Here is a 17,051-nt window from a genome sequence, read left to right as displayed (position 1 = left end):
TTAAGTATGATAGTTTTTTTGATTTTTGTTAAAAATATCATACTTACCATTAAAGTTAATAAAATAGGTATGATTGAAAAATCAGTGTGCATGCAAAATCTTCATACTTATATATAATATGGAGAAAATATGTATGAAGAAAAGTTAAATTATGGTTAGCAATATTCATACTTATTTAGATAATCTGTTTGGTATGTATGAGATAATGGAGGTAATGATATAAAATCATTCATACTTAAATTATAGACATGATAATAAAGTATGAAAAAAATATAAAATCAATGAAATTACCATCATACTTAAATTAAAAATCTAAAGTAAAAGTATGAAAATCTGCTGGTTAAATAACAAAAATGAAATAAAAATTTTTTAACAAATAGGGTATAATAAAGATAGCTATATTTTAGGAGGATTATATGAAAAATATTTTAGCGTTAAATTTAGGAAGTGGGACAATAACATTTATTGTTATTGCTGTAATAGTTGTATTTTTAGTATTATTTGTAATTTCTATTTATAACAAACTTGTAGTTTTAAGAGAAAATGTAAGAAATGCAATGAGTCAAATAGCAACACAAATAGAATCAAGATGGGATGTTATTACAAATCTTATTGGTGCCACATCCAAGTATTCTGAACATGAAGCAAATACTTTAAGAGAAGTTATTGGAATGAGAACAGGAGTTAATAGAAATTCTTCAGCTTCTGAAGTTATAAAAGATGACCAATTATTCCAACAAGCAATGGATAGAATAAATGTAGTTGTAGAATCTTATCCAAATTTAAAAGCGGACAGTTTATACATAAATACAATGAACAATGTAGACAAATACGAAAATAATGTTAGAAATGCAAGAATGATTTTTAATGATACAGTAACAAAATATAATAGAGAAATTTTAATGTTTCCGAAAAATATTTTTGCAGGTATTTTTGGATTCCATCAAGAAGAATATTTTAAGCATTCTGAATCAAAAGCAAATATGCCACAATGGTAAAATTTATGAAAAAAATAGTTGCACTGACTTTAGTGTTTTTAATGCTATTTGCTAATATATCTTTAGCAAATAGCATTGATACTATAAACATTAAAGCAGAGATAAAAAAAGATGGATCTGTTATGATTACAGATCATAGGATATTTCAAGCAGATAGTGGGACAGAACATTATATATCATTAGGAAATTTGGGAGATTCTATAATCACTGATTTCAAAGTATTGGATGAAAATAATAAACTTTTAGAAGAAGTTGAAAAATGGGATGTAAATGCAAGCAGAGAAGAAAAAGCAGGAAAATATGGAATTAACTTCACTTCAAAAGGTGTTGAACTTTGCTTCGGTATTGGAGAGCTTGGAAGAAGAGAATTCACAATACAATATCGAGTTACAAATTTTATTAAAAATTTAAATGATGGAAATCAGACATTTTATTGGAAATTTATAAATGAGGATATGGATCCTATAAGTTTTGTAAATATTGAAATCACAAATGAAATTGGTTATAAATTTGAAGCGCCAACAACAAGAATATGGGGGTATGGATATAAAGGTCAAACTGCAATAACATCAGACAAATTAACAGCAACAACTGATAAAAATGATCCTTCAATAAATTATATGGTAGTTTTAGGGATTTTTGATGGAAAAGTATTTGACAGTCAATCAAAATTAGATAAAAGTACTGATCAATTAATTGAACAATCAAGACAAGGTTCATTTATTTATAGAAAAGATGGATCTAAACAATACTATAAAAATCAAAAAGATGGATCTAAACAATACTATAAAAATCAAAAAGATGGATCTAAACAATACTATAAAAATCAAAAAGATAATGGTGGACTTTTTAAATTTATTTTGAAAATAGTAGTTGTTTTGACTGGTGCGGTTAGTTTAACTATATCAAAAAGAAGAAAAAATAATTTAAAATTTGTTGAAACTGATAACTTAGATTATTATAGAGATTTACCTGATGAAGACTTTTTAATATCAGATTACTTGGTAGCGGAGGCAAATGTACAAAGCATTATATCAGCATTGCTCTTAAAATGGATTGTTGAAGAAAGACTTGTAAATGATAAAGTTGAAGAAGGATTTATTTTCAAAAAAGAGAAAAATGTATTTAAAATTAATTTTACAGATACAAAACTATTTGATTCACAAGTTGAAGAGGATTTTTGGAATATTGTTATAAGAGCGTGCGGTAAAGACGATGTACTTACTCAGTCAGAATTAAATTCATACATTAAAAATCATAGAAGTACATTTAATACATGGATGGAAAGTATAAATAAAACATCCAAGAAATATCTAATTAGAAATAATTATGTCAAAGCACAAGAAAAAAAATCATTTTTTGGATCAACAATATATGAAAGAACTGAAAAAGGTATTAATTTACAAAAACAAATTTATGGATTAAAAAAATATTTACTTGATTTTTCATTATTAAATGAAAGAGATGTAAACTATGTTAAGTTATGGGATAAATACATGATTTGGGCTGCATATTTAGGCATCACAAAAGAAGTATACGAACAATTTAAGGTTGTAGACCCTCAATTTGAGCAACAAGTATACTATAATCCAGCTACATTTATATATATTAATTCGATATCAAATTCTGCATATAACTCAAGTATTCAAAGTTCATCAAGCGGATTTGGTGGATCATCATTTGGCGGCGGTGGAGGCGGTTCATTTGGTGGAGGATCTGGTGGTGGAACTAGATAAAAATAAGCATATAGGGAAAGTGCAGATACTAAAACTAGACAAAGTAGTGGTGGAACTTGATAAAAATATTTAACTACTACCAACAAGCTCTACACATAAAAATAAAAACTATTACAAACTAAAAAGAAATTGTCTGTAATAGTTTTTATTTAATTTTATTTAACAATCTAATAATTTAGCTGTATAATAATATTGAAATAATAATGGAGGATTTTAATGAAAACATATTACAAAGCAGATAAGATTTTCACTGAAAATAAAATAATTGATAATGGGTTTATGGTTGTTGAAAATGGAAAAATTGTTGAATTCTTAAATGAATATGATGGAGAATTTGTTGATTTTGGAGATAAATATATTGCTCCAGGATTAGTAGATACCCACGTACATGGATATAAGGATGCTGATGTTACAGATGCTGTAGAAGGGGCATTAAATGTTATGTCTGAAGGAGTTTTGCAAATGGGTGTAACATCATTCTTACCTACAACACTTACATCATCTGTTGAACAATTAAATAAGGCATTAGAAGTTATTGGAAAAGAATATAAAAATGTTAAGGGTGCTAAAGTTAAAGGCATTTTTATGGAAGGTCCATATTTTACTGAAGAATTTAAGGGAGCACAAAATCCTGCATATATGTCCGATCCAAGTGTTGAACAGTTGAGAAAATGGCAAGAAATTTCAAATAATATGGTTAGAAAAATTGCTGTTGCACCAGAAAGAAAAGGAGTTCCAGAATTTACTAGAGAAGCTAGAAAAATGGGAGTTTATGTAGCGTTAGGACATTCAAATGCAACATATGAAGATGCTATAAATGCTGTAGATGCAGGAGCTAATATATTTGTACATTTATATAACGGAATGAGGGGCTTACATCATAGAGAACCAGGTATGGTGGGAGCTGCACTACAATCTGATGCTTATGCAGAGTTGATTTGTGATGGACATCATGTAAATCCTAAATCAGTTGAAATAGCTGTTAAAGCTAAAGGACATGAAAAAATCGCATTGATTACTGACTGTATGAGAGCGGGAGGAATGCCTGATGGACATTATAAATTAGGGGAATTTCCTGTTACAGTTAAAGAAGGAACTGCAAGATTGGATTCCGGAAGTTTAGCTGGTTCTATACTTGACTTAATTGATGGTGTAAAAAATGTTTATAACTGGAATATAGCTACTCTTAAAGAGGCTATAGACATGGGGTCTAAATATCCAGCAAGATCTGTAGGTTTAGATAATGAATGTGGTGTTTTACAAATTGGAAGAGATGCAGATTTTATAGTTTTAGATAAAAATCTTACATTATTAAGAACATTTGTAGATGGTGAACTAAGATATCAAAAATAATTAAGGAGAATTTATGTTTGGCTTATCAAAGGATGAATGGAAAAATTTAGATGGTTTATATACTGCTTCTGAAATTTATCAACAACCAAGATTGTGGAATGAAGTACCAAAAATTTTAGAAGATAGAAAAGAAGAAATAAAATCTTTTTTAGAGAATGTTTTATCTAAACAAAATCTACAAATTATTTTTACAGGAGCTGGTACATCAGCATATACGGGAGATTTTATTACTCCATATTTAAATAAAAAATCAGGACACAAGTTTAAGTCAATTGCTACAACAGATATTGTAACAAATCCTGAAATGTATTTAGATAAAAATATACCAACGTTATTAGTAAGTTTTGCACGTTCTGGAAATAGTCCTGAATCAGTTGCTACAGTTAATTTAGCAAATAAAGTAGTTAAAGAAATATATCACTTAGTTATTACATGTAATAAAGATGGTAAACTTGCTGAATATGCAAAAAATGATGAAAATGCTTTAGCAATTATTCTTCCTGAAGAATCAAACGATAAAGGTTTTGCGATGACAAGCTCATTTTCTTGCATGGCACTTACTGCTACATTAATATTTGATAATAATTATTCTAAAGAAGAATTGAATAAAACTGTTGAAACAGCTTCAAGTATGTTGAATAATATTGAAGAAAAATTAAATCCAATACTTAATTTTGATTTTAATAGAATTGTATATTTGGGTTCAGGTTCATATCATGGACTTTCAAAAGAAGCTTCATTAAAATTATTGGAATTAACAAGAGGAAAAGTTGTTGGATATTATGAAAGTAGCTTAGGTTTTAGACATGGACCAAAATCAATAATAGATGATAAAACTGTTGTTTTAGTATTTCAATCAAATAATGAGTATGCTTTAGATTATGATAAGGATATATTAAAAGAAATGTATCATGATGAAGGTAACCATAAAGTTGTATCTATTGGTAGAAATGAAGATGTAAGAGAATACACACATTTTTATTTAGATGTTCCTGTTGAAAATTTAGAAAATGATGTATTTTTAGGATTATTGTATGTTTTATATGCTCAAGTGTTTAGCTTGTTGGCATCTATAAAAAACGGAATAAATCCAGATAATCCAAATCCATCAGGAGCAGTAAATAGAGTTGTTAAGGGTGTTATAATTCACGAATATTAAAAAAAACGCCGCCGGCTCAAGTTGATGTTAAGCGCAACTTGAGCCAGCGGCTCCTTATTTAAAACTATTTAATATATTTAACTAATTCATTATAAATAACTTCTTCATCATTTGTTGATACAAATAAATCAACTATTTCAGGTTTCTTTAATAATGTAGCTAAACCAGATAAAATTCTTAAGTGGTTATTACCTTTACCTGCTGAGGCGATTAGTATTTCGGCTTTGTTTCCATTTCCAAAATCAATACCATCTTTGAATTGTAAAAATACAATACCAGATTGAATAATTAATTGTTGTGATTCTCTGTCACCATGAGGAATTGCAACACCATAATCCATATATGTTGTTAATAATTCTTCTCTATGTAACATTGATTCTACATATCCATCAGCTACATATCCAGCTTCAAGTAATTTATTTCCTGCTAATCTGATAGCTTCTTCTTTTGTTGTAGATTGTAAATTTAAAAATATATTTTCTTTTTCTATTGCTATATTTGCCATTATTCCTCCTAAAACTTGCTATTTAATTATAACACTCTTTTTTAATAATTAAAAATTTTATTTGTTTTAATTATTTGGTATAATAAACTTAAAATAAAGCTAAAGGGGAGAAATTATGAAGTGGCAAGGTAGGAGAGAAAGTGATAATGTAATAAAATCTAGTGGAGGAGGGTCTTTAGGTAGAGGTGCAATGCTAGGTGGACTAGGATTAACTGGTACGCTTATAGTTGTTGTAATTTCATTACTTTTAGGACAAAATCCATTGAATTTATTAGGAGATATAACTAGCACACAACAGCCACAAACTAGACAATCTGAAAAATATACCCCAAGAAATGCGGAAGAAGCAGAATTAGAAAAGATGCTTTCAGTTGTGTTTGCAGATTTAGAAGATGTATGGACAGATATTTTTAAGAGTCATCAACAATCATATAAAAAACCTTATTTACATTTGTATCAAGATACAGTAAGATCAGGTTGTGGAGTAGCTTCAAAAAATCAAGGACCATTTTATTGTGGAGCAGATCAGACTGTTTATATAGATGTTTCGTTTGCAAAACAATTAAGGACAACATTTGGAGCTAAAGGTGATTTTCCATTTGTGTATGTTTTAGCTCATGAAGTTGGACATCATGTTCAACAACAATTAGGTATTCTACAAAAAGTACAAGGACTAAGAGGAAGAGTTTCTTCAGTAGAATTTAACAAGCAAATGGTAAATTTAGAATTACAAGCTGATTATTTTGCTGGAGTATTTACAAATCATATTAAACAAAAAGGATATCTTGATTTAGGAGATATAGAAGAAGGAATGGCTGCTGCATCAGGAGTAGGTGATGATCGTATACAAGAGATGCAAGGTGGACAAGCTAATCCGGATACTTTCCAACACGGGACAAGTAAACAAAGACAAGAATGGTTTACACGTGGTGTTGAATATGGAGATATTGAACACGGCAATACATTTGAATTAGTTAATAATTAAAGTAAGGTAGTGTTACAATAAATTATATTTAAATAAAGTACAAAGGAAAGCAATAGATTTCAATATTTAGTGCTTTCCTTTAATTTTTAAATTTGGATGCAGATATTGAGGGGTATCTCAGTTTTATATAAATACTTAAAATAAAAACTACTGCAAATAATCGCAGTAGTTTAATTTCATAAATTATTTTTTGATTTCCATTATTTCAGTTTTTCCAGCAACTACATCACCAGTTTTCTTTTCTAATCCTTTAATTTCTTCCATATTTGTTATAACTACAGGAGTTTCTGTTGGATATCCATTTTCCTCTAAGTAGTTTAAGTCAACTTCTACAAGTTTATCACCTGCATTTACTTTCTTTCCTTCTTTTACAAATACTTCAAATCCTTTTCCTTTTAGTTCTACAGTATTCATACCAATATGTATAAGAATTTCAACACCTTTTACGTTTATTCCCAAAGCATGTTTTGTGTGAAATACTTGAATTATTTTACCTTCAACAGGGGACACAACTGTACCTTCTGTTGGTTTAATTGCAACACCATCACCTAAAAATTTTTGTGAAAAAGTAATGTCTTCTACTTCTGTAATATCAACAAGTTTACCTGTCATAGGTGCAACTAATTTAATTTTTTTACTAAATAATCCCATTTTTTCCTCCTCAGATTTTATTTGTAAAAATCTATTTCATGTTTATTTTACCATATTCAATAAAAAAATGTAAATATATGCTAAATTTGTATTTTTCTTATGTTATAATATTTTATATATATCAAATAGGAGAATTACATGTTTTTTTATTTATTTGGAAGAAAATCATTAATTGAAAAAATTAAAATAGCTGATTTACTACTTTCTCTAGGGGGAAAAGAGAATATATTGGATCATGAGATTTGCACTTCTAGAGTACGGCTTCAAATATTGAATCCTTTTAAGCTTGATGAAAATATGTTAAAAAAATGTAATTTACCTGGATATTCAATTCCGGAAGAAAATAAGATTCATTTGATAATTGGACCTGATGTAGAAAAATTTTATGAGAAATTAAAGACGTATATATGATATAATTGACTAGATGTAGAAAAATCCTTTATTGGAGGAATTATGAGATTAGATAAATTTTTAAAAAATGCAAGAATTATAAAAAGAAGAACAGTTGCAAAAGAAGCAGCGGAATCTGGTAGAGTTAAGGTAAATGATAAAATTGCAAAACCTGGAGTAGAAATTTCTGTAAATGATATTGTAGAAGTTACATTTGGGAATAATATAGTAAAATTTGAAGTATTGCAAATAATTGAAAATCCTAAAAAAGATGATGCTGAAAAAATGTTTAGGGTAATATCATGAGAAAAGATATAAAAAAAAGAAGTATTAAGAGAAAAATGTTATCTGATCCTAAAAAGATTAACATTTTATTTTACATTTTAACAGCTTTAATGATTATTTTATTTGTTTTTTTTATTGGACAAAAAAGACAAATTTCTGTACTTAAGCAAAATACTAATAAACTTGTATTAAGAGAAAAAGAATTGGAAGAAAATATTTCAAAACTTAAATTAGAGATAGAAAATTCTAATTCATTAGAATATATTGAAAAAAAAGCAAGAGAAAATTTAGGAATGATAAAAAAAGGGGAAAAAATTTATACTGATGATGAAAATAGTATAAATACTGTCCCTAAAGAATCTTCTAACGAACAAGATTCGTCTCAAGATACAAAAGAGACTAATAAAGAAACACTAAAAGAGACAAAGCGAGAAAATTAGGAAATTATATGAAAATTGATGGGAAAATTATTGATATAATTAAAAATAATAATGTTTTAGTCGGAGTTTCTGGGGGAGTGGATTCGGTAGTATTACTTCATTTATTAGTTAAATTAAAAAAAGAATATGAATTTAATATCGAAGTGGCACATTTTAACCATGTTACTAGAAATGGTGAATCAGATATTGATGAAAAATTTGTAAGAGATATTTGCGAAAAATTTAATTTGAAATTTTATTCTGAAAAGATTTCTATGACAGAATTTTCAAGTAAAAATAAGATATCTGAAGAAGAAGCTGGAAGGATATTAAGACATAAATTTTTTAATAAAATTTTAGAATCAAAACCAGATAAAGAAATATGGTATTTGGCTTTGGCGCATAATTTAGATGATCAAGTCGAGACTATATTTATGAGAATCTTTAGAGGTACTGGTATAAAAGGTCTTGAGGGAATGCATCTAATAGATGATAAAATTATTAGACCTTTGCTTAATTTTACAAAAGAAGAAATATTAAAATGTGCTGAGATAAACAACTTAGAATTTCATCAGGATTATACAAATTTTGAAAATATTTATACAAGAAATTCTATCAGAAATGAATTAATTCCACTAATAAGGGATAAATATAGCAAAAATATTTATGATTCAATTAAAAATTTGTCACAATATTCTACAGAATACAACGATTATGTTGAAAAAACTTTAATGGATAAGATTAATAAATTTAAGATAGAGTACACATTGCAGTATACTAAAATATATAAAAAAGATATTTTTGAATTATCAAATTTTGAAAGAAATATTTTTTTAAGAAATGAGATAGATAGATTAAATAGAAGTAATTATGATTTTACTAAAAATCATTATAAGGAAATTGGAAAAATCATCGACTCTTCCAAAGGCGTTGATGTTGTAATAAATGATATAATATTTTATAATTCATTTGATTATTTTATTATTAGAAAATATCAAAATATCACTGAAGAGCTTAATTTTACAGTTAGAGAAGATAATATTTTTTTTAATAATTATCAAATCATTTTTAAAAAGAATGAAAGTAATAACAAATCATTGAAAGTTAATTTTGGAGATAGTATAAAAATTAGAGTTAGGAAAAATGGAGATAAAATATTAATAAACGGAAGACTAAAAAAAGTGAAAGATTTTTTAATTGATAAGAAAATAGATAAATTTGAAAGAGATATTTTGCCTATAATAGAATTAAATGGCGAAATTATAATGATATCAAATTTATATAAAAAAGAAATAGATAATAAAGGTGAAATTACAATAAAAATAAAGGAGAAATAATGAATAGAAGAAGACAAAGTTTTATGTCGTTTTTAATGCCAGTATTATTAATTATACTTATATTTTCATATATTGGGGATATATTTAATACATCAAATAATATTGGAATTGGTGATCTGGTAAAAAATATCAGTTCAAATAAAGTAAAGAAAATAACTACAAAAGGTTCAAAAGTAGAAGGAGTATTGAAAGATAATACTACTTTTGTTTCAGAATTACCTGCGGAATTTCAAAATAATTTTTACGATAATTATTTGAAAAAAAGTGTAGATGCTGGAGAGCTTGAATATGAAGGGCTACCAACTGAAGGACCAAATTTATTTATTCAGCTTTTACCAACTATAATGTTATTAGGTGGAATGGCTGTTTTATGGTATTTATTTATGGCTAGGGGTGCAAATGGTAGCTCACAAGCTATGAAATTTGGTAAGAGTAGAGCGAAAATGAATCTTGAAAAAAATAATAAAATTACATTTGCTGATGTTGCAGGATTAAGAGAAGAAAAAGAAGAAATGGAAGAATTAGTTGACTTCTTGAAGAATCCTAAAAAATATGTACAACAAGGAGCAAGGATTCCTAAAGGGGTGCTTTTGGTAGGACAACCCGGTACAGGTAAAACATATATTTCAAAGGCAGTTGCTGGAGAAGCAAAAGTTCCATTTTACAGTATAAGTGGTTCAGATTTTGTTGAGATGTTTGTCGGTGTTGGTGCTTCAAGAGTAAGAGATATGTTTGCTGAGGCAAAGAAAAACGCTCCATGTATAATTTTTATAGATGAAATTGATGCAGTAGGACGTAAGAGAGGATCAGGTTTAGGTGGTGGTCACGATGAAAGAGAGCAAACACTTAACCAATTACTAGTAGAAATGGATGGTTTTGAAAAGAATGAGGGTATCATTATGATAGCTGCAACTAATAGACCAGATATTTTAGATCCTGCATTATTAAGACCGGGAAGATTTGATAGAACTATACAAATTGGTATGCCTGATGTAAGAGAAAGATATGAAATTTTACAAGTTCATACAAGAAATAAGAAATTGTCACCAAGTATTGATTTAGAAAATATAGCTAAATCAACAGCTGGATTTTCACCCGCTGAACTTGAAAACTTAACAAATGAAGCAGCATTATTAGCTGCTAGAAAAAATCAAGAGTTTATTACACCTGATTTGATGGACGAAGCTGCAATAAGAATAATGGCTGGTCCAGAAAAGAAATCTAAAGTTGTAATTGAAAGAGAGAGAAAACTTACTGCTTATCATGAAGCAGGACATGCTGTTACTGCTCAATTCTTAAAAGATTTGGATCCAGTTCATATGATAACTATTGTACCTAGAGGGCAAGCTGGAGGTTTTACAGCATATCTTCCTGATGAAGATAAAACTTTTAGAACTAAAGGTGAAATGAAAAATAGAATAATTGCTTTATTGGGTGGTAGAGCTGCAGAAGAAATTGTATTAGATGACATTTCTACAGGAGCTTCAAATGATATCGAAAGAGCTACACATATTGCTAGAGCAATGATTAAAATTTATGGAATGAGCGACATTCTTGGACCGGTTCAATATGATGATGCTAGTGGAAATGTATTTCTTGGAGGAAACAATTATTCAAAAGGCGATCATTATTCAGAACAAACAGCTGTTGAAATTGATAAAGAGGTTACTGATATTATAAAAACAGCATATGTTAAGGCTAAAGAATTAATTGTGGAACATAGAGATTTATTGGAAGAGTTAGCTCAAGAATTATTGAAAAAAGAAACTATTAGAAAAGATGAATATATAGAAATAGTCAAAAAATATGATGAAAATTTTAAGGAAGAAGAAATTTCATTAACACAAGATAATCAAAATTAATTATAAAGGAGGAATATATGTTTTTAACACAAGCACAAGATGCTGGCGGAATTAATTCATTTATTTATATTTTATATGGTGGATTAATAATGTTTTTCATTTACAAATTCTATAAACAGCACGCAGCTGCAAAAAGTGCTAAGGGCGAGGTTTTTAAGTTTAGAAAAGATGTTAACAAGATAATGATATTGTTGACAGTTCTTATTACTGCTTTTGGAATCTACAATATATTCACTGGACAAGTTGCTTCAGGGGTAATAATGTTGATTTTAATTGTAATTTTAGGATTTGAATATACATCACCAAATGTTTTTGCAGAAAATGGATTTGTAATTGATGGAAAATTTGTAGAATGGCATGAAGTGAAAAAATGGGGATTTGATGTTGAAAGAGGCGAACTTTTAGTTAGATTCAAAAAAGAATTTGAAGAAAAACAAGGAGTTTTGAGAATTGCAAAAAAAGATATTAAATCTGTTGAAGATTTATTTAGAAAATATAAATTAAAAAAATAAAAATAGAATATAAAAAATTGACTGGTATCTTTTAAGAACTAGATCGGAGGAAAAAATGAATAATAAAACACAAAATATCACTTTATTAGGGATATTAACATCAATAATTATAATTATGACTGCAGTACCAGGGTTAGGATTTATACCGATAGGATTAGTAAATGCAACTATCATTCACGTTCCTGTAATAATTTTAGCGATAGTTAAAGGACCAAAAATGGGTGCTATTTTAGGGATTATATTTGGACTTTCATCTATGGCAAATGCTTTTTTAAGACCAACTCCCACATCATTTTTATTTATGAATCCAATTATAGCGATAGGACCTAGAATTTTAATTGGTGTATTATCAGGATATAGTTTTATATTTATAAAGAAATTATTAAAAAATGATAGCATTTCTGCTGGATTAGCAGCAGGTATTGGTTCAATGACTAATACTGTAGGAGTATTAGGATTAATTTATATAATTTATGCACAAAGATATTTAGAAGTGACAAAAATAGATGGACAAAATGCTTTTAATGTTTTACTAGGTGTTGCAGGTGGACAAGGTGTTATTGAAATGCTTGTGTGTATAGCAATTGTAATACCTATTGCTACAATTTTATTAAAACTAGATAGAAGAGGAATTTTATGATATTAATCATAGATATAGGAAATACCAATGTTGTATTAGGTATTTATAAAGATAATAAAAAAATAAATAGTTGGAGATTAGAAACTAGACAGACAAAAACAATGGATGAATACGGTTCTCAGATAGAATCTATTTTATTACATGAGGGGATATCCGTAAATGATATAAAAGATGTAATAATTGGATCGGTAGTTCCAACGCTACAAAATACATTTAAGTTAATGTGTGAAAAATATTTAAATCATGAACCTATAGTAATTGGGGAAAATACTAGGACTGGAATGCCTATAAAGTATGAAAATCCTAAAGAAGTTGGGTCTGATAGAATCGCTAATTCTGTTGCGATGATAGAACATTATAAATTGCCGGCTATTTTAATTGATATGGGAACTGCTATTACATTTGATGTTGTAAGTGAGAAAGGAGAATATTTAGGTGGTGCAATAGCTCCAGGGATGAATATTGCTTCAAATGCTCTTTTTGAAAAGACATCAAAATTACCAAAAGTAGAATTTGATGTTCCTAAATCTTCAATTGGAAAAACAACTGAAGAAGCTATTAAGTCAGGACTTGTATATGGTTATGTTGGACTTGTAGATAATATTATAGAGCAAATCTTGAAAGATTTAGGAGTAAGTAAAGAAGATACATCTATAATTGGGACTGGTGGATATTCAAACTTAATTTCACAGATGTCAAGATATATTACAGAAACTGATAAAGATATTACTTTAGAAGGAATGAGATTAATATATGAAAAAACAAAGAGGAAGGCTTAATGAAAAAATCAAAGACAAAACTTAATTTAGTTGAAGGAAGCATTCTAAAAAAATTGGTATTATTAAGTGCACCTTTGATGGCTACATCTTTTGTAAATATGGCTTACAATATGACAGATGCAGCTTGGTTAGGCAGATTGGGGTCCGATTCGGTGGCAGCATCAGGATCGGCTCATTTTTTTGTTTGGATTGCAAGTGCATTGATTGGAATATCAAGAGTAGGGACAAGCATATTTGTTGCCCATGAATATGGTTCTAATAACAAAAATAGATTAAATAATACAATAAAAAATGGCATTGTTTTACTATTTTTAATTGTTTTAGCATATTCTTTATTCATTAATTTATTTGCTGGAAAACTGATTGGGATTTATAATTTAAATGAAAAAGTATCCTCTTTTGGTATAACATATTTAACCATATTTTCATATGGATTTATTTTTACTGGATTAAATATGTTATTTTCAAATATATATAATAGCTTAGGTAATAGTTTTTATCCTTTTGTAGCGAATGTTGTAGGATTAGTAATGAATATTATATTAGATCCAATGTTAATTTTTGGATTTGGACCTATTCCATCAATGGGCATAGCAGGAGCAGCATACGCATCCGTTTTTTCACAATTTATAGTTTTAATAATTTTATTAGTTGATATATTTAAGACTAAAAATGAAATTTATGAAGGGATATTTCACGGAATTATTTCATTTGAAGATTTATTATTGAAATTTAAAAAGGGATTTCCTGCTGGGCTTATGAGTATTACTCATGCAATTATATCTTTAAATTTAGCAAGATATACTTCATTTTATGGAACTAAACCGATGGCAGTTGCATCCGTAGGTGCTATAATCGAGTCAATAACGTGGATGACAACTGAAGGACTGCAAGGCGCTATTATTGGATTTGTTGGACAAAATTTTGGTGCGAAATTACATGATAGATTAAATAGAGTTATAAATACTTCTTTGAAAATTGTTTTTGCAATAGGTTTAATAGGTACGTTTGTACTAATAACATTTAGATATAGTTTATTTGGTTTGTTTATTCCAAATGAGCCAGATACAATAATTATAGGGGCTTCTTATTTATTAATTTTAGGAATGTCACAATTATTCATGGCAATGGAAATAGGAATCGCTGGTGTACTTAATGGTCTTGGAGAAACTAAATCTCCAGCAATTGTTTCTATGATATTTAATATTTTAAGGATTCCAATGGCTCTTATATTAATGCGATATTACCAATTTTATGGTATTTGGATTGCAATGACAATTTCTTCAATTTTTAAGGGAATATTTGCATATATTATGTTAATAAAGGAAAAACAAAAAGTTGAAAAAGTATTTGAATAATAAAAAATGGACTTTTGTAAAATTATGATATTTTGCAAAAGTCCATTTTTTATTTTTATTACATGGTAATTGTAAATTCAGTTCCTTTTCCTAATTCAGAATTTACATCTATTTTAAATCCTAATAGTTCAACATAAGTCTTCGTTATTGCTAATCCTAGACCTTGTCCGCTGACTTTTGTATTTCTAACATTGTCCACTCTGTAAAATCTTTCAAAAATATGAGGTAGATCGTCTTTACTTATCCCTATTCCGTTATCAGATATTGTAATAACAACTCGATTTGTAAATGATTGAAAAATGATTTCGATTTTACCATTTTCATTACTAGCTTTAATAGCATTTGATATTAAATTTGATATAATTTGCGTTAGTTTATCATAATCAGAATTTATAATTTTACCTTCATCAAAAATTTTGATTAATTTTAAATTCTTTTCTTTCAATAGTGGTTCAAAACTGGCAGATACATTTTCTAATAAATTAACTACGTCAAATTCTTCAACTTTTAATTCATTAAAGTTTTCTTTTTTGTTAAATGTTATTTCTAAATTTTCTATCATAGAACTAATTCTTCTAGTTTCAGATAATAGCATCGAAATGGTATCTTTATCAGCTTCAATTATTTCATCTTTTATACCTTCTAAATGAAGAATTAAATTCGTTATGGGCGTTCTCAATTCATGTGCTATATCATGAGAATAATCAATTCGATACTGTTCTTGCATTTTTAATGAGCGTGATAAATAATTTATATTCGATGATAATTCGTCTAATTCATATATATCATATTTGTTATCAGATGTAACATACTTTTTATCAATTAACTTTTTGGTTTTATCTTGAATTTCTTTAATAGGAATTGTAATATTTTTACTTAATAAAACTATTAAGATAGTTGCTATAACAATTGAAATTATAAATATAACAACATATTGAGTTATAATATCCGCTTGAAATACATCCATTGTTTTATTATAAGAATAAACATTATCAATATAAGAAACTTCCAAAGTTCCAGCTAATTGATTATTTGCATTTATTATATTGTATGTTGACTTTACAATATCAGTACTTCTTAAATTCTTATTATGTTCGTAATCTAAATTATCATACTTTAGTAATAATTTATTGTCTTTATTATAATATTTTATTAAAATTGATTTGTTTTTTGAATATGATTCTAATAAAAACGGATTTAAATCATTTTCTGTTTTTATGATCTCTGTTATATCATCTTTGATTTGCTTAAATTCAGTCTGTCTTTGGATTCTAAGATAATATTTTAACTTATTATCAAATGTGTAAATTGATGTGAATGCTGAAAGCATCAATACAAAAATTAGTAATGAAATAAAAGTTATATTTAATTTCTTACTTAGATTCATGGATGTCACCAGCTTTGTATCCCAATCCATATATGGTTTTTATATACATTGGATTTTTAGGATTATCTTCTATCTTTGCACGTATATTTTTTATATGAGTGTCAACAGCTCTATCAAAAGCATCATATTCATATCCAAAAGCAATTTCAATAATTTCATTTCTAGTAAATGTTTTTGTTGGATTTTTAAATAGAGTTAATATAATCATTAATTCATTTTTTGTTAATGAAATTTCTAAATCATTTTTTAAAACTCTGTTATTTTTGATATCAATTTTTAATTTTCCATCAGCAGTTGTAATGATATTATCTTTTTGATTTATTTTAGTTCTTCTTAATAATGCTTTAACTCTTTCAACTAACTCCATACCAGAAAATGGTTTTTTTACATAGTCATCAGCACCAGATTTAAATCCTTTAATTATATCTGTTTCACTAACTTTTGCTGTAACTAGAATTACGGGAATATCAGAATTTTCTCTTAACACTTCTAAAACTTTTTCGCCTGTTATCTTTGGTATCATAAGATCTAAAATTATTAAATCAAAACTATTTTTATAAAATTTGTCAATTGCTTCTGATCCATCATGTGCGATATCAGTGTTAAATCCGTTTTTTTCTAAATAAGTTTTTTCCATTTTTGCTATACCTGGTTCATCTTCAACAATTAATATATTATATGTCATTTTCCCCTCC

At 27.5% G+C, this 17,051-nt stretch carries 18 protein-coding genes; 14 read left to right on the top strand and 4 right to left on the bottom strand.

Features of this window, described 5'->3' with window-relative positions; all coding sequences use genetic code 11:
- Positions 1 to 416: 416 nt before the first annotated feature.
- From ABGF48_RS06395 to ABGF48_RS06380, 4 genes are all read left to right on the top strand, one after another.
- Complete coding sequence (locus ABGF48_RS06395) at positions 417 to 998, top strand: LemA family protein (protein WP_408105511.1); 582 nt, start codon at positions 417 to 419, stop codon at positions 996 to 998.
- Between the two features lie 5 nt (positions 999 to 1,003).
- Positions 1,004 to 2,734, top strand: a complete 1,731-nt coding sequence (locus ABGF48_RS06390; RefSeq protein ID WP_408105510.1) for a DUF2207 family protein — start codon at positions 1,004 to 1,006, stop codon at positions 2,732 to 2,734.
- A gap of 216 nt (positions 2,735 to 2,950) precedes the next feature.
- Positions 2,951 to 4,087 carry an N-acetylglucosamine-6-phosphate deacetylase gene (gene nagA, locus ABGF48_RS06385; protein ID WP_408105509.1) on the top strand — a complete coding sequence of 379 codons (1,137 nt, stop codon included), beginning with the start codon at positions 2,951 to 2,953 and terminating at the stop codon, positions 4,085 to 4,087.
- A 13-nt stretch (positions 4,088 to 4,100) separates the two neighbouring features.
- Positions 4,101 to 5,246, top strand: coding sequence for an SIS domain-containing protein (locus ABGF48_RS06380; protein WP_408105508.1), 1,146 nt, complete (start codon positions 4,101 to 4,103; stop codon positions 5,244 to 5,246).
- A gap of 64 nt (positions 5,247 to 5,310) precedes the next feature.
- On the opposite strand, the gene ABGF48_RS06375 is transcribed toward ABGF48_RS06380, so the two are convergent.
- Entirely contained in the window at positions 5,311 to 5,751 is a 441-nt protein-coding gene (locus ABGF48_RS06375; protein WP_408105507.1) for a PTS sugar transporter subunit IIA, read from the bottom strand.
- 115 nt (positions 5,752 to 5,866) lie between these two features.
- On the opposite strand from ABGF48_RS06375, the gene ypfJ reads away from it, so the two are divergent.
- Positions 5,867 to 6,736, top strand: coding sequence for a KPN_02809 family neutral zinc metallopeptidase (gene ypfJ, locus ABGF48_RS06370; RefSeq protein WP_408105506.1), 870 nt, complete (start codon positions 5,867 to 5,869; stop codon positions 6,734 to 6,736).
- Positions 6,737 to 6,919: 183 nt separating this feature from the next.
- On the opposite strand, the gene ABGF48_RS06365 is transcribed toward ypfJ, so the two are convergent.
- Positions 6,920 to 7,387 (bottom strand): PTS sugar transporter subunit IIA, encoded by a 468-nt coding sequence (locus ABGF48_RS06365; protein WP_408105505.1) that lies wholly within the window; start codon positions 7,385 to 7,387, stop codon positions 6,920 to 6,922.
- 138 nt (positions 7,388 to 7,525) lie between these two features.
- Between ABGF48_RS06365 and ABGF48_RS06360 the strand changes: the two genes are divergently transcribed.
- The 9 genes from ABGF48_RS06360 to ABGF48_RS06320 are packed head-to-tail and all read left to right on the top strand — an operon-like array spanning position 7,526 to position 14,969.
- Positions 7,526 to 7,798, top strand: a complete 273-nt coding sequence (locus ABGF48_RS06360) for a hypothetical protein (RefSeq protein ID WP_408105504.1) — start codon at positions 7,526 to 7,528, stop codon at positions 7,796 to 7,798.
- Between the two features lie 42 nt (positions 7,799 to 7,840).
- Positions 7,841 to 8,083: an RNA-binding S4 domain-containing protein gene (locus tag ABGF48_RS06355; protein WP_408105503.1), complete on the top strand. Its 243-nt coding sequence runs from the start codon at positions 7,841 to 7,843 to the stop codon at positions 8,081 to 8,083.
- Positions 8,080 to 8,502, top strand: a complete 423-nt coding sequence (locus tag ABGF48_RS06350; protein ID WP_408105502.1) for an FtsB family cell division protein — start codon at positions 8,080 to 8,082, stop codon at positions 8,500 to 8,502. Before ABGF48_RS06355 ends, ABGF48_RS06350 begins: the two co-directional genes overlap by 4 nt.
- 8 nt (positions 8,503 to 8,510) lie before the next feature.
- The gene (gene tilS / locus ABGF48_RS06345; RefSeq protein ID WP_408105501.1) at positions 8,511 to 9,818 is read left to right on the top strand and encodes a tRNA lysidine(34) synthetase TilS; all 1,308 of its coding nucleotides are present in this window, start codon (positions 8,511 to 8,513) and stop codon (positions 9,816 to 9,818) included.
- Positions 9,818 to 11,680 (top strand): ATP-dependent zinc metalloprotease FtsH, encoded by a 1,863-nt coding sequence (gene ftsH / locus ABGF48_RS06340; RefSeq protein WP_408105500.1) that lies wholly within the window; start codon positions 9,818 to 9,820, stop codon positions 11,678 to 11,680. Before tilS ends, ftsH begins: the two co-directional genes overlap by 1 nt.
- 17 nt (positions 11,681 to 11,697) lie before the next feature.
- Entirely contained in the window at positions 11,698 to 12,192 is a 495-nt protein-coding gene (locus ABGF48_RS06335; protein WP_408105499.1) for a DUF5673 domain-containing protein, read from the top strand.
- A 55-nt stretch (positions 12,193 to 12,247) separates the two neighbouring features.
- A complete protein-coding gene (locus ABGF48_RS06330) occupies positions 12,248 to 12,832 on the top strand; it encodes an ECF transporter S component (RefSeq protein WP_408105498.1) in 585 nt (194 codons plus the stop codon).
- On the top strand, positions 12,829 to 13,611 hold the full coding sequence (locus ABGF48_RS06325) for a type III pantothenate kinase (RefSeq protein ID WP_408105497.1): 783 nt from the start codon (positions 12,829 to 12,831) through the stop codon (positions 13,609 to 13,611). The genes ABGF48_RS06330 and ABGF48_RS06325 overlap by 4 nt, the downstream gene beginning before the upstream one ends.
- Positions 13,611 to 14,969 (top strand): MATE family efflux transporter, encoded by a 1,359-nt coding sequence (locus ABGF48_RS06320; RefSeq protein ID WP_408105496.1) that lies wholly within the window; start codon positions 13,611 to 13,613, stop codon positions 14,967 to 14,969. Before ABGF48_RS06325 ends, ABGF48_RS06320 begins: the two co-directional genes overlap by 1 nt.
- A 58-nt stretch (positions 14,970 to 15,027) precedes the next feature.
- On the opposite strand, the gene ABGF48_RS06315 is transcribed toward ABGF48_RS06320, so the two are convergent.
- Positions 15,028 to 16,356 carry a sensor histidine kinase gene (locus ABGF48_RS06315; RefSeq protein ID WP_408105495.1) on the bottom strand — a complete coding sequence of 443 codons (1,329 nt, stop codon included), beginning with the start codon at positions 16,354 to 16,356 and terminating at the stop codon, positions 15,028 to 15,030.
- Complete coding sequence (locus tag ABGF48_RS06310) at positions 16,343 to 17,041, bottom strand: response regulator transcription factor (RefSeq protein ID WP_408105494.1); 699 nt, start codon at positions 17,039 to 17,041, stop codon at positions 16,343 to 16,345. Before ABGF48_RS06310 ends, ABGF48_RS06315 begins: the two co-directional genes overlap by 14 nt.
- Between the last annotated feature and the right edge of the window lie 10 nt (positions 17,042 to 17,051).

It is taken from the genome of Helcococcus bovis (genome assembly GCF_046035835.1).
Taxonomy (GTDB): Bacteria; Bacillota; Clostridia; order Tissierellales; family Peptoniphilaceae; genus Helcococcus; species Helcococcus bovis.
Note: the sequence above shows the minus strand (reverse complement) of the source record. Positions and strands in the feature narration are given on the sequence as shown.